At 43.2% G+C, this 14,473-nt stretch carries 11 protein-coding genes; 9 read left to right on the top strand and 2 right to left on the bottom strand.

Features of this window, described 5'->3' with window-relative positions; genetic code table 11:
- Window positions 1-6: 6 nt before the first annotated feature.
- Window positions 7-966 (top strand): ring-cleaving dioxygenase, encoded by a 960-nt coding sequence (locus CFS04_RS09600; protein ID WP_088810482.1) that lies wholly within the window; start codon window positions 7-9, stop codon window positions 964-966.
- Between the two features lie 33 nt (window positions 967-999).
- Here the strand turns inward: CFS04_RS09600 and CFS04_RS09595 are convergent, their stop codons facing one another.
- The gene (locus CFS04_RS09595; protein WP_088810481.1) at window positions 1,000-1,854 is read right to left on the bottom strand and encodes a MurR/RpiR family transcriptional regulator; all 855 of its coding nucleotides are present in this window, start codon (window positions 1,852-1,854) and stop codon (window positions 1,000-1,002) included.
- A 160-nt stretch (window positions 1,855-2,014) separates the two neighbouring features.
- Here CFS04_RS09595 and CFS04_RS09590 point away from each other — a divergent pair, with 160 nt between their 5' ends.
- Window positions 2,015-3,031, top strand: a complete 1,017-nt coding sequence (locus CFS04_RS09590) for an oxidoreductase (RefSeq protein WP_088810480.1) — start codon at window positions 2,015-2,017, stop codon at window positions 3,029-3,031.
- Between the two features lies 1 nt (window position 3,032).
- The gene (locus CFS04_RS09585) at window positions 3,033-4,022 is read left to right on the top strand and encodes a Gfo/Idh/MocA family protein (RefSeq protein ID WP_088810479.1); all 990 of its coding nucleotides are present in this window, start codon (window positions 3,033-3,035) and stop codon (window positions 4,020-4,022) included.
- A 38-nt stretch (window positions 4,023-4,060) separates the two neighbouring features.
- Here CFS04_RS09585 and CFS04_RS09580 read toward each other — a convergent pair whose 3' ends face one another.
- Entirely contained in the window at window positions 4,061-5,197 is a 1,137-nt protein-coding gene (locus CFS04_RS09580) for an ROK family transcriptional regulator (RefSeq protein ID WP_088810478.1), read from the bottom strand.
- A 140-nt stretch (window positions 5,198-5,337) separates the two neighbouring features.
- Here CFS04_RS09580 and yicI point away from each other — a divergent pair, with 140 nt between their 5' ends.
- The 6 genes from yicI to CFS04_RS09550 all read left to right on the top strand — a co-directional run bounded on the left by yicI (window position 5,338) and on the right by CFS04_RS09550 (window position 14,397).
- A complete protein-coding gene (gene yicI, locus CFS04_RS09575) occupies window positions 5,338-7,599 on the top strand; it encodes an alpha-xylosidase (protein ID WP_088810477.1) in 2,262 nt (753 codons plus the stop codon).
- Between the two features lie 27 nt (window positions 7,600-7,626).
- A complete protein-coding gene (locus CFS04_RS09570; RefSeq protein WP_088810476.1) occupies window positions 7,627-9,015 on the top strand; it encodes a glycoside-pentoside-hexuronide (GPH):cation symporter in 1,389 nt (462 codons plus the stop codon).
- Between the two features lie 11 nt (window positions 9,016-9,026).
- Entirely contained in the window at window positions 9,027-10,334 is a 1,308-nt protein-coding gene (gene xylA, locus CFS04_RS09565) for a xylose isomerase (RefSeq protein ID WP_088810475.1), read from the top strand.
- Between the two features lie 11 nt (window positions 10,335-10,345).
- Window positions 10,346-11,836 (top strand): xylulokinase, encoded by a 1,491-nt coding sequence (xylB, locus tag CFS04_RS09560; protein ID WP_088810474.1) that lies wholly within the window; start codon window positions 10,346-10,348, stop codon window positions 11,834-11,836.
- Between the two features lie 93 nt (window positions 11,837-11,929).
- Window positions 11,930-12,571, top strand: coding sequence for a histidine phosphatase family protein (locus CFS04_RS09555; protein WP_088810473.1), 642 nt, complete (start codon window positions 11,930-11,932; stop codon window positions 12,569-12,571).
- Between the two features lie 305 nt (window positions 12,572-12,876).
- Complete coding sequence (locus CFS04_RS09550) at window positions 12,877-14,397, top strand: flavocytochrome c (RefSeq protein ID WP_088810497.1); 1,521 nt, start codon at window positions 12,877-12,879, stop codon at window positions 14,395-14,397.
- Window positions 14,398-14,473 lie beyond the last annotated feature (76 nt).

Below are 14,473 nucleotides of genomic sequence, written 5' to 3'. Positions count from 1 at the left end.
AAAAACATGGAATTATTAGGCTTACATCATATTTCCATTTTCACTGAAAACGCAAGACGAAATTTTGATTTTTATACAAAAGTATTAGGAATGCGCCTTGTAAAGAAAACCGTCAACCAAGACGATCCTTATACGTATCATTTATACTATGCGGACGAGATTGGCAACCCCGGCACAACAGTCACTTTTTTTGAAGTCCCTAACATGGCTAAAAATCGACTAGGCCGCAATCAAATTTCCGCGATGAGTTTGCGCGTCCCAAATGATGCCGCACTTGAATACTGGCATAAACGACTTGACGAGTTTCAAATTTTTCATAGCACCGGCGAGACGCAATTTGGGCGGCGGATTATTCGGCTGAAGGACGTAGACGGCCTGACAATCCATTTAGTTTCTGATGAGGGGAATTCAGGCACACCAGCAGGTCATCCGTGGAAAGATGGGCCGGTTCCAATCGAATACGCCATTTCTGGTCTTGGTCCCGTGCGCATTTCGGTTTTAAAGAAAGAAAAAACCGACGCGGTGCTAACTAAACTCCTTGGCTTTAAACATGCAGGAGCTTATGAAGAAAATGAAAAATTGCTTACTGTCTATCAAACGGGAGCTGGCGGCACTGGAGCTGAGGTTCATCTTGAGGCTAGAACCGATTTAGAACAACACAATTTAGGTGCCGGCGGAGTACATCATCTAGCTTTTCGCGTGAAAGACGATGCCGAAATGCTCGCCTGGGTGGAACGAATTGCTGATTCCGGTTATCCAAACTCCGGCTTTATTGACCGCTTTTATTTCCACTCGCTTTACTTCCGCGAATCAAACGGCATCCTTTTTGAACTGGCAACAGACGGCCCAGGCTTCAACACGAATTTCGAAGTGGAACACGGAACTTATGTGGAACTCCCACCAAAATTCGAAAGCCGCCGCGAAGAAATTGAAGCACACTTAACACCACTTGATACTGATAAATAAAAGAAGCTGGATTCATTCAGCTTCTTTTTTTAGTTAAACATCATTCTCCTGAAAGAACGCTTGGTTTTTTGCAAGATATGTTTTGTTTTCGTCGTAATCCATTTGATAAAGCGCTGCGAAGAATACATTTAAGACGTAGTCAAAGGCGATTTGTGAAGCGAAAGTAGAAATTTTGAGCGCCATTTTATCCTCCGATTTCGGAATCGAAATGCAAATATCCGCGAGTCTACTAAGTTCGCTCGTAGTATGTGAGGTAAGCAAAATGATGGGCACAGCGCGTTCTTTTAAAAATTTCGCCGCCGCAAGATCAAGTTTTGATTTCGCGTCATAACTTACAAAAACCGCGCAATCGCGTTCCGTCATATTTGCCGTATGAACCGCCCATTCCGCGCGCTTCGTAGCCAAAAACGTATAGCGGTTAATTTTCCACAGCTTATTTTGAAAACTCTCCGCCCGAATTTGCGAATCGCCCACCGCAAATAAAAAAATTCGCTCTGCCCCGTGTAGCCGCCGCGCTGCCTTGGCAAGTTTCGCCTCATCAAGCAAGTGAAAACTTTCCGAAACAGTCTGCTGCGTGAGCTCCATAATCTCGCGACTAATCGTGGAAAGCGAGTCCCCCTCCTTAAACGGCGTGTTCGGGTCAACATCAGCAGGCGAAAACTCGCGACCTTGAATTTCCTTCACAAGCGCAATTTTAAATTCTTTAAACCCCGAAAGACCTAATTTTCGAGTAAAACGGATGATGGTGGCATGCGATGAAAACGTCCTTTTCGCCAGCTCTTGAATCGTCAGAAGTTCCATTTTATCGGTGTTTTTAAGAATAAATGTTGCAATTGTTTTTTCAGTCGCCGTAAAATTCGCCATGTTTTTCATATTCGTTAAAATCATAAAAAAGCTCCTTTCATGAACTTTTTGTGCAAAAAATAAGTTTTCCGCAATACATTTAGAACCATTTTTCCTAAATGAACTGGCGCAAACATAATTGGTAGCCTTTTTCGCCAAATACTTATAAGATAAAAGTATCAAAGTGAAACGAGGAGGATTTAGTATGCTTACAATTGGATATATCGGGAACGGAAAAAGCACCAACCGATACCATCTACCATTCGTATTAGAACGAAATAACATTCGCGTTAAAACCATTTACCGGAGAAATCCAAGTCATGATGCTTGGAAAAAATTTGATCATATTCATTATACAACGAATTTGGAAGAATTACTGTCTGATTCGGAAATTCAAATGATTGTGGTAGCCACAACTCAGGAGTCCCACTTTGAATTTGCGAAGCAAGTTTTGGAAGCTCAGAAACATGTTTTAGTCGAAAAGCCGTTTATGATGACGTCCGAAGAGGCCGAAGAAATTTTTCAACTAGCGAAGGCGAAAGGTCTAATTGCGCAGTGTTACCAAAATCGCCGTTTTGATTCCGACTTTTTAACGGTGCAGCGCGTCATTGAAAGTGGGAAACTGGGCGACTTGTTGGAAGTGGAAATGCATTATGACTATTTTAGACCAGAAGTGCCCGAGTCGACGCACAAGTTTGAGTTTTATAACAGCTACCTATACGGCCACGGTTGCCACACCATCGACCAAGTGCTATCTTATTTTGGAAAACCGGACAAAATCCATTATGACGTCCGGCAATTGCTCGGCGAAAACCGGATGAATGACTATTTTGATCTAGATTTTTACTACAACATCTTAAAAGTCTCCGTCAAATCGAGCTATTTCCGTTTGAAAGGGCGCCCTAGCTTTGTTGTTTACGGTAAAAAAGGTTCTTTTGTGAAGGAAACGAAAGACCGTCAAGAAGAGCATTTAAAACTGTTCTACATGCCTGAAAATCCAGATTTTGGCATTGATTTACCCGAACATTACGGAACGCTGACTTATATAGACGAAAGCGGCGATTACCACGAGGAAAAAGTAATTTCGGAAGTGGGCGATTATGGTCGCGTGTATGATGGGCTTTATGAAGCCATTGTGAACGGGAAGCCGAAACAAGTGAAGGACGAGGAAACGTTACTACAAATGCAAATTTTAGAAAAAGGAATAGAGGAGTGTAAATAACATGAAATTAGGCATTGTTGGATCAGGAATGATTGTTCATGACTTGCTACCTGTTTTTGCAGAACTTCCTAAGATTACGCTTGCGGCGATTTTCGGGCGGGAGAAAAGTCGTGCGAAGCTTGAAGGTTTGCAAAAAGAGTATGGCATTGACAAGGTGCATACGGATTTTGAAGCATTTCTAACGGATGATTCAATCGATACGGTTTATGTGGCGCTGCCCAATCATTTGCATTTTTCGTATGCGAAAATGGCGCTCACCCATGGCAAACACGTCATTTGTGAAAAGCCCTTCACATCGAACGCCAAAGAGCTACAAATTCTTGTTGATTTAGCCAAAGAAAAAGGTCTCTTCTTAATCGAAGCGATTACCAATCAATACATGAAGAATTTTTTGGAAATAAAAAAACGGGTGAGTAGCCTTGGCGAAATGAAAATTGTGGAAGCGAACTATTCACAGTACTCCTCGCGTTATGATGCTTTCAAAGAAGGAAACATTTTACCAGCGTTTAATCGAGAAATGTCTGGCGGAGCCTTGATGGACTTGAACATTTACAATGTCCATTTTGTTGTTGGCTTGTTCGGTGCACCAAAAGATGTCCATTATTACGCAAACATGGCGAAAGGGATTGATACGTCTGGCGTTCTAGTGATGGATTACGGTAATTTTAAGGCGGTTTGCATTGGCTCAAAAGATAGTAAGGCACCAATTTCAGCGAATGTTCAAGGCGACGCGGGAACGATTCATGTGAACGGCTCGGTAAGTGTTTGCGATTCTTTTGAATTTTTGCCAAACAGCGGCGAAGATGAGCATATTGATGTGAAGGATAGCGAACATCGCATGTACGACGAATTCGCAGCGTTCCAGCGTATCATTGATGAAAAAGATGCGGACGAAATGCTCCGCAAGCTTGTGCACAGCCAAATTGTGATGGACGTTGTGACGAAGGCGAAAGCTTCAGCGGGTCTGGTATTTACAGCAGATGAGGTGTAATAAAAAGCAGTTTCCTATTATTCAGGAAACTGCTTTTTTTATGAATCTAAGAAGCGCTTTATAACTAAATAGCCAGCACCGTATAAGATGGCTTCCTCGCCTAGGTGGGAGGCTTTTATTTTGATGTTTTTTGATGTGAATGAAGTGAGTTTGGCTTCGATTTGGTTGGTGAAATCGGGTATAAGTCGCGAAATTTCACTGTTTATAAAAACAACTTCTGGGTTGTAGAGCGCCGTCACGTTTTGGATGCCAATTGCTAAGTAGTGAATCATATTTTGTACGACGCGCACGGCCGTTGCATCTTTTTCCAAAAAAGCGCGGCATAAATCTACGACGAGTGCGTTTTCATGTCCAGATAGTTCTTTATATGTGTCCAAAGTGTTTTTTTCGGAAGCGTAGCATTCCAAGCAGCCATTTGCGCCGCACGGGCATGGGCGGCCGTTTTCAGTCACAATAGTCATATGGCCGATTTCGCCAGCGTAGCCGTTTATGCCGGTATAAAGTTGATTGTCCAAAATAACGCCGCTTCCCACGCCAGAATGAATGCTGATGCTCACAAGGTTCGTGTAATTTTTTTCTTTTGTATGGTCAGAAACTGCTAATAGATTCGCTTCATTTTCCACATACACCGGGCAGGCAAATTGTTCGCCGAGTGTATTTTTGAAATCCAGAAAAGCCAAATCATATGCTGGTGTAAATTGAATTTGGTTGTCTAGTACAATTCCGTGAATCGCGATTAAAATTCCTACAACCCCAAATGGCGCTTTTGGCAAGCTGGAAAGAAATACATCAAGTTTTTCAGAAAGTTCCTGAATAATCGTGTCCCGCTTGATGGTCTTAAAAGGAAACAACTCCCGCTTATAGGCAGTGCCGTCTAAACGCTGCACCATCACGTCAATGTAGTTGTAGCCGATGTCAACGCTGACGGAAAAACCCGCTTTGGCATTAAGCTCAAGCATGATGGGCTTTCGGCCGCCTTGATTTGTACTTTCGCCAATGCCAACTTCATTAATAAGTTTTTGTGTCATCAATTTTTTTACGATATCAGAAATGGTTGCTTTATTTAAACCGATAGTCTCCGCAAGTTCGGCACGCGAAAGCGGCCCTTTTTGCGCAATTTTATTTAAGACGATTCGTTCGTTTGATTCTCTAATTCCTGCACGACTAGTAAACATTCGTTTCCCCCGCTTTCTCTTTTTATTTTAGCAAAAAGGCTTGACAAAAGAAACCGTATTCCTTTATATTATTGTTAGTTAGTTTATCATGCTAACAAACTTAAACTTTTGCAAACGTTTGATGAATGGGAGGAAAAGTCATGAAATTTACAGATGGGATTTGGCTCGTCAAAGAAGGTTACACAATTCACACGCCAAAAGAAATTTTTGATTACAAAATGAAAGCGGATTCAGTTGAGGTTTATGCGCCGTTTAAGAAAATTGAAACTCGTGGCGACACATTGAATTTAGGAATGATGACGGTCGGTTTAGAAACACCAAAAGAAGATATTCTCAAAATCACTTTAAAACATCATGATGGGGGACTAAAAAAAGGTCCGGAATTTCCAGTCAAGAAAAGCAAACGAGAGCTAGAAACAACGGATACGCAAGAAAAAATTGTCGTTCAATCTGGCGCCTTAAAAGCCGAGCTCGATAAAACGAGCTATAAAATTGCGTTTTTCGGAAATGATACGCCCCTTACAACGTCTGATGTAAACGGACAAGGCTATGTTGAATCGGCAGACGGCAATTTTATGCGCGAAAGGTTGAACCTAGCAGTCGGCGAAAACATCTACGGTTTAGGCGAGCGGTTTACGAACTTTGTCAAAAACGGGCAGACGGTTGATATTTGGAATAAAGACGGCGGAACAAGTAGCGACCAGTCCTATAAAAACGTCCCTTTTTTCATAAGTAATAAAGGGTATGGCGTTTTCGTCAATCACCCGGAACACGTATCGTTTGAAATTGGGACAGAGCACGTGTCGAAAAATCAGTTTAGTGTGGCAGGTGAGACGCTTGAGTATTATGTGATTTACGGGCCGACAATGGCCGATATAGTCCAGAAATATACAGATTTGATGGGCAAACCAGCACTGCCGCCAGCATGGTCGTTCGGTTTGTGGCTCAGCACATCGTTTTGCACGGATTACGACGAGGAAACGGTCAATCGCTTCATAGATGGCATGAAAGAACGCGATATTCCACTTGAAGTGTTTCACTTTGATTGCTTCTGGATGAAAGACTTTGAATGGTGCAATTTCGAATGGGATAAGCGAGTGTTTCCGAATCCAGAAGCGATGTTAAAACGTTTGAAGGAAAAAGGGTTGAAAATTTGCGTCTGGATAAATCCTTATATTGCGCAAAAATCGGCTTTATTTGCGGAAGGGAAAGCGAACGACTATTTCATTAAACGTAAAGATGGTTCTGTTTGGCAGTGGGATTTATGGCAGGGCGGCCAGGCGGTGGTCGATTTTACGAACCCGGAAGCGAAAGCGTGGTACTTGTCGAAACTAGAAGCGCTCATGGATATGGGTGTGGACGCGTTTAAAACGGATTTTGGTGAGCGAATTCCAACTGACGTTACATACTTTGATGGATCTGATCCTGAAAAAATGCACAATTATTATGCGTATCAATATAACGAGGCGGTGTATGAGCTCTTAGAACGCAAGAAACCAGGCGAGGCTGTTGTGTTTGCAAGGTCAGCTACAGCGGGTAGTCAGAAATTTCCCGTTCATTGGGGCGGTGACTGCTTATCGACGTATGAATCCATGGCGGAATCGCTTCGAGGCGGCTTGTCCTTCATGCTATCTGGTTTTAGCTTCTGGAGTCATGATATCGGCGGCTTTGAAGAAGGCGCGACGCCAGATATTTACAAACGCTGGACGCAATTTGGACTTTTATCTTCTCATAGTCGCTATCACGGCAATGTCGAATACCGCGTTCCGTGGGTGTTTGATGATGGGGCGACGGAAGTAACGCGCAAATTTACGAAGCTAAAACTGCGTTTAATGCCGTACTTGTTCCGTCATGCGGTGTTGGCACATCAAACGGGCATTCCAATGATGCGCCCGATGGTGATGAGTTTTCCGAAGGATTTGACGGCGCAAACGTTGGATCGGCAATATATGCTCGGTGACGCGCTCTTAGTGGCCCCGATTTTCAATTCTGCGGGTAGAGGTGAATTTTACTTGCCACAAGGGAAATGGACGAACATTTTAACCGAAAAAACATATGAAGGCGAAAAGTGGTACAGCGAAACGCACGATTATATGTCGTTTCCACTGCTTACGAGAGAAAACAGTGTGATTGTGATGGGCAGAGAAGGTGAGCGCGCCGAGTACGATTACGCGGCGAACCCAGAAATCCACGTATACGGTTTTGACGGGGCGGACGTTTCTGTCACAGAGCCGATTTTTTCTAAAGCGGGTGAAGAAGTGGCGCGTGTCACGGTGAATAAACAAGCAGATGTTGTTTCTGTTGATGTAGAAAACATCGCACATTATTCTGTTGTTTGGCATAAGCCCGGTTCGGGTGATGTACTGCGTTTTGAGGGAGCAAAAAATCTTCGTCTGAAGTAAAAAAATTAAAAAAGTGAGGGTAACGAAATGGAAGCAACTGAACGTATAAAAGAGGCAGCACCTCTGAAAGCAATGGTTCCATGGAAAGAAAGAATTAGTTATGGCTTAAGCGACACAGCATGTAATTTAGCATTTCAAGTTATCGGAACGTATTTAATGTTTTTCTATACGGATGTTTATGGCATTAGTGCGGCGGCAGTGGGAACGCTGTTTTTAGTCGCACGTGTCATTGACGCGTTTGACGGACCAATCATTGGGATTTTTATTGACCGAACACATACAAAATGGGGGAAAAGCAGGCCGTTTTTTTTATGGTTCTCCATTCCGTTTGGCTTGATGTGTGTGCTCACATTTACAACGCCAGACTTATCGGACGGCGGAAAAATTGTTTGGGCATATGTGACGTACATTTTAGTCGGCATTTTTTATTCATGTGTGAATTTGCCAATTACATCGATTTTGCCAAGTTTGACGAACAACCCGAAAGAGCGGACAGTGCTCGGAACTATTCGCCAATTTGGTGGCACGCTCGGGCAAATTATCGTAACCGTTTTCACCTTGCCAATTGTGGCGCTACTCGGTTCTGGCGACCAGCAAAAAGGCTTTTTCCTAACGATTTTGCTCTTTTCAATCGTCGCTGTTGTTTTACTTTTAAATACTTTCGTCAACACAAAAGAGCGCGTCACTAACGTTCAAAAAGTGGTGCGCGTCAAGGATAGCGTCAAAGCAATGAAGCGTAACTGGCCGTGGATGATTATGATTCTAATGAACTTCATTTACTGGATGGCGATGACGATGAAAAATCAAACGACGGTGTATTTCTTTAAATACAATCTCGGTCGTGAAGATTTAGTGCCCATCATTATGGCGCTCGCATTTGGATCGCTTCTGACATTATTATTTACACCTGCTGTCGCTGGACGAATTGGTAAGCGAAACACGATGGTGATGGGGCTAGCGCTTGCAATTGTTGGCCAAGTCATCATGGGTGTCGGGGCACACAATTTGAGTATCGCGATTATTATTGTTGGGGTTATCATTAATGCTTTTGGAACTGGTTTTATTTCCGGATTGTTATCCGTTATGCTTGCCGACACAGTTGATTACGGCGAATGGAAGAACGGTGTACGCGCCCAAGGGCTATTGACATCGGCTTCTAGCTTTGGGGCAAAATTTGGTATGGGTATCGGCGGTGCCTTGACGGCTGGAATTTTGGCGATGGGCGGTTATCAGGCGAACCAAGTTCAAACCGACGCATCCCTTCGTGCCATCGAATTTAATTTCGTTTGGATTCCAATTGTTGGCTTTGCCATTGCAGCTATCGCACTATTTTTCTACCGAGCTGACAAACAGGAAAAACAATATTTAGTAGAGTTAGAAGAACGAAATCGCGCGTTTAGAGAAAACGAAAAATAAAGGAGAAAATGATGACTTATTTTAAACAAATCGAAAAAATTAATTATGAAGGTGTAACTTCCGAAAATCCATTTGCATTTAGACATTACAATCCAGAAGAGGTTGTTTTAGGAAAAACGATGAAGGAGCATTTGCGCTTTGCAGTCGCTTACTGGCACACCATGACGCAAGACGGATCTGACCCGTTTGGTGCGGCAACGAATGTTCGCGATGTACACGGGGCAACGGAAATGGAGCTCGCGAGAAATCGGGTAGACATGTTTTTTGAGATTTTGGAGAAGCTAGGCGTGGAGTATTTTTGTTTCCATGATGTGGACATTGCGCCAGAAGGCAACTCCCTTCAAGAATTCATGCGCAATTTAGATGAAATCACGGATTTAATTCAGCAGAAAATGGCGCAGACGGGCATCAAATTGCTATGGAATACGGCAAATTTATTTACGCACCCGCGCTTTTTAAACGGAGCTGCTTCGACGAATAATGCGGACGTATACGCCGTCTCAGCCGCCCAAATTAAAAAAGGCCTCGATATTAGTAAAAAACTAGGCGGCAAAAATTACGTCTTTTGGGGCGGCCGTGAAGGCTATGAATCGCTTTTAAATACGGATATGGGATTTGAACAGGCGAACATGGCGCGGATGTATAAAATGGCGATTCGTTATGCGAAAGAAATCGGTCACGACGTACAATTTTTAATCGAGCCAAAACCAAAAGAACCAACGAAACACCAATACGATTTCGATGCGGCCACAACAATGGCTTTCTTACAAAAGTACGGTCTCGAAAATGATTTTAAATTGAATTTAGAGGCGAACCATGCAACGCTTGCTGGCCACACGTTTGAACACGAATTAAATGTGGCGCGCACCTACAACGCGCTCGGATCGATTGATGCGAACCAAGGCGATCTGCTGCTCGGCTGGGATACCGACGAGTTCCCGACAAATGTGTATGACACAACGCTCACGATGTATGAAATCTTGCAAAACGGCGGAATCGCGCCAGGCGGCATTAATTTTGATGCCAAAGTTCGCCGCAGTTCATTTGCGATGGAAGACCTTCTGCTCGCACACATCGCTGGCATGGACACGTACGCACGGGGATTAAAAGCAGCAGCAAAACTTACAGAAGAGCGCTTTTTTGAAAAAATTAAGGAAGAACGATACGCAAGCTTCCGCGAAGGAATTGGCGCACGCATTTTGAAAGGCGAGGAAGACCTAGAAACGCTAACTGAATATGCGCTAGCAAATGAGGAAGTCAAAAACGCGTCAAGCCACATTGAATATGTGAAGTCACGCTTGAACGATTATTTAATTTAAAGGAGAAAAAAATGGGTTATGTGTTAGGTTTAGATTTAGGAACGAGCGCGTTAAAAGCGGTTTTGATGAGTGAAGCGGGCGAGCTCATTGCAGACGCCGCAAGCGATTACCCGCTAATTAGTGAGCGAAGGGGCTACAGCGAGCAAAATCCGGCTGAATGGGTGCGTGCCTTAAAGGTGGTATTTCAAGCGCTTCACGAGGCGGTGCCTGATTTAAAGGCGGAGCTTCTAGGCATTAGTTTTTCGGGGCAAATGCACAGTCTTGTTGTGATGGACAGCGAGATGGAAGTGGTGCGCCCGGCCATTTTGTGGAATGACGTCCGTACAACGGAGGCGTGTAAGTATATTCGGGAGAAGATGTCTGATATTAAATCGATTACGCGAAATGATGTGCTGGAAGGCTTCACGCTCCCTAAATTGGTCTGGCTTGCTCAAAATGAACCGAAAACATGGAATCAGGCGGCGCATTTTTGTTTGCCAAAAGACTATTTGGCCTACATTTTAACGGGCGAACTGTGCACCGATTACTCCGACGCAGCCGGCACACTGCTCCTTGACGTCCAAAAGAAAACCTATTCAGAGGAAATCTTAACCGCGTTTCAAATCCCAAGGCAAACGCTACCAAAACTCGTTTCATCAACGACTTGCATCGGAACGGTCACACCGGAACTCGCGCGGCAACTCGGGATTCAAACGAGCGCGAAAGTGTTCATGGGCGGAGCGGACAACGCAGTAGCTGCAATTGGTGCCGGCATCACAAAACCAGGTCTCGCACTGTCGAGCATTGGAACGAGTGGCGTATTCCTAAGTTTCGAATCGGACATTTTGGAGGCCGACGCGTCACCGTTACATTTTTTTAACCATGTAGAAGAAGGGTCTTTTTATTCAATGGGCGTGACGCTTTCTGCGGGCAATAGTTTGAACTGGTTTAAGCGGGAATTCGCGCCAGACGAAGATTTTGACGCACTTTTTGAAGGGGCTAAGAAAATCCCAGTTGGTGCGGAAGGCTTGCTGTTTACGCCGTATATAAGCGGTGAGCGCACCCCGTACACGGATAGCGAGATTCGCGGTGCTTTTATTGGCATTGACGGCCAGCATACGCGCAGTCACTTCATGCGCGCGGTTATTGAGGGCATTACTTTTTCACTGCGTGATGCTTTTGAGCTGTTAAAACTGGCAGGACGTGATGCGGCGGAAATCGTTGCAGTTGGCGGAGGTGCCAAAAACCCGCTATGGCTTCAAATGCAAGCGGACATTTACAACCGAAATGTGCGAACGCTAACGAGTGAGCAAGGTCCGGGCCTTGGGGCCGCTATGATTGCCGCTACAGGGCTCGGGATTTATCCGGATTTAAATGCATGCGCGGAAACTTTTGTCACGTATCAAGGTCAATTATATACGCCAAATGCGCAAAATGTAGCAAAATATGAAAAAATCTATCTGATTTATCGCGAAATTTACAAGGCGACTAAATCGCTTTCAACAAGTCTAGCCAAGCTTTAAAGCCGAAAATGAGCGAAATTCGTCCTCTTTTAAAAAAATAGATGGAGTGGTACAATAATATCTATTAGTGTTTGAATTATAGGAGGAAATGAATTGGAACAAGGCAAATTGACAATTTATTTTGTAAGACACGGCAAAACAGAATGGAATTTAACTGGACAAATGCAAGGCTGGGGAGACTCCCCGCTTGTATCTGAAGGGAAAAATGGTGCGATTTTAGTCGGCGAGGCACTTCAAGATATTCCTTTTAAAGCAGCTTATGTGAGTCCAAGTAAACGTACAAAAGATACAGCCAAATACATTTTAAGTGGAAAAAAAGTCCCGATTCACCTTACCGAAGAGTTTCGTGAGATGAGCTTTGGCTCATGGGAAGGCGTGCGTGTCAGCGAACTAGATGTTCAGTTTAAAGAAGCGCGTGAAGCGATGCTACATAGCCCAGCGACATTTGACGCAAGCGAAAATGGCGGCGAAACTTATTATGAGCTAGAAGAACGCGTTCAAAAAGGCATGCAAAAGCTTATTTCTGAACAAAAAAGCGGTCATATTCTCGTCGTTTCTCACGGCATGACGTTAACGCTCCTGATGTATCTTTTAGGAGGCGGAAAAATGTCAGACCACCGCGCAGAAGGCGAACGAATTTTAAATACAAGTATTAGTAAAGTCGAATATGAGAATGGCCAATTTAATATCGTACAACTTAATGACACCGCGCATTTAGACAAGGCGCGCGTATAATTTAATAAGAAAAGTTAATTTTCATGAAATCCCAGATGGGGAGAAATATCGTAAACTGTGCAAAGAGCAGATGAAATTAAAGCGAATTCTAAAATTGTTTTGTATAAGAAGCTTAATTTCGAGCCAAATGTATTTACGAAATAAAAGCCGCTATCCTAAAACAAGGATAGCGGCTTTTATTTTTGTTTTTTTGAGCACTTTTTTTGTGAATTCGCACACAAGGAGTTTATTTTATGTTATGCTTGTTCATGTGTTCACAAGGTAAGGGTATAAACGTGAAAAAGGGAAAAAACGGAGGTTTAACAATGAAAAAGAAATTATTAGCTACACTTATTTTTATCCTTTCTATCACACTCGTACTAGCAGGGTGCGGGTCCAGTGATAAGTCAAACGAGAAAAGTAAGGCTAGTGAAAAAGAGGAAGCTACGGAAGCAAATTCAGGAGCATCTCAAGCGAGCTATACATCACTAGATAAACTGGAAGACCATTACGACATCATTATCATCGGTGCAGGTGGTGCAGGAATGTCCGCAGCACTTGAAGCAAAAGAAAAAGGCTTAAACCCAGTTATTTTCGAAAAAATGCCAGTTGCCGGAGGAAATACGTCCAAAGCATCGTCTGGTATGAACGCTTCAGAAACTAAATTTCAAAAAGAACAAGGGATTGAAGACAGTAACGACCTCTTTTATGAGGAAACTTTAGCAGGCGGACACGGAACGAATGATAAAGAAATGCTACGCTTCTTTGTAGATAACTCCGCCGACGCAATTGATTGGCTCGATTCAAAAGGAATTACGCTAAATAATATTACCATTACAGGCGGAATGAATGAAAAACGGACGCATCGTCCAGAAGACGGTTCCGCAGTAGGACAATATTTAGTAGATGGACTGTTAGAAAATGTGAAAAAAGAAGAAATTCCAACGTTTGTCAATGCAAATGTAACGGAAATTACTGAAAAAGATGGCAAAGTAAACGGCGTGAAAGTCGTGTTCAATGATAAGACGAAGAAAAATATCACAGCAGACGCAGTTGTTGTTACTACCGGTGGATACGGTGCTAATGCTGAATTGATTGAAAAAGTTCGTCCAGATTTAAAAGGTTATGTTACAACGAACCAAGAAGGTAGTACTGGCGATGGTATCAAGATGATTGAGAAACTTGGCGGTACAACGGTTGATATGGATCAAATTCAAGTTCACCCAACGGTTCAACAAGAAAAATCGTATTTAATTGGGGAAGCAGTTCGTGGTGAAGGTGCCATCTTAGTTAATAGCGACGGCAAGCGTTTCACAAATGAACTAGACACACGAGATAAAGTGACTGCTGCTATTAATAAATTGCCAGAAAGAACGGCTTATTTAGTTTTTGATGCAGGCGTAACAGAACGTGTGAAGGCAATTAAGCAATATGAAGAAATGGGCTTTGTGAAAAAGGCGGATACGATTGAGGCTTTAGCTAAAGAAATTGATGTTCCAGCTACTGACTTGGAAGCAACATTAAATACATGGAACCAAAGTGTAGCTAGTAAAAAAGATGCTGAATTTGGTCGTACGACAGGTATGGATAATGATTTATCCAAAGCGCCATATTATGCGATTAAAATCGGTCCAGGCGTCCACTACACAATGGGCGGTGTGAAAATTAATACGAATACGGAAGTGCTAAATAAAGAGGGGCAACCAATTACCGGGTTATTCGCGGCTGGAGAAGTAGCTGGCGGCTTACACGGAGAAAATCGAATCGGCGGAAACTCGGTGGCGGAAATTATTATTTTCGGTCGCCAAGCCGGAATTAAATCAGCAGAATTTGTGAACGCACAATAAATTGAAATGCCCTTATCAAAAAAGTAGGATGGCCGAAGTGCCATCCTACTTTTTTTGATTGTCGTCATCAACTTTT

Origin of the sequence: Listeria sp. ILCC796 (genome assembly GCF_900186175.1) — a bacterium.
Classification (GTDB): domain Bacteria; phylum Bacillota; class Bacilli; order Lactobacillales; family Listeriaceae; genus Listeria; species Listeria goaensis.
The sequence above is the reverse complement of the archived record's forward strand: the minus strand, read 5'-3'. Positions and strand labels throughout refer to the sequence as shown.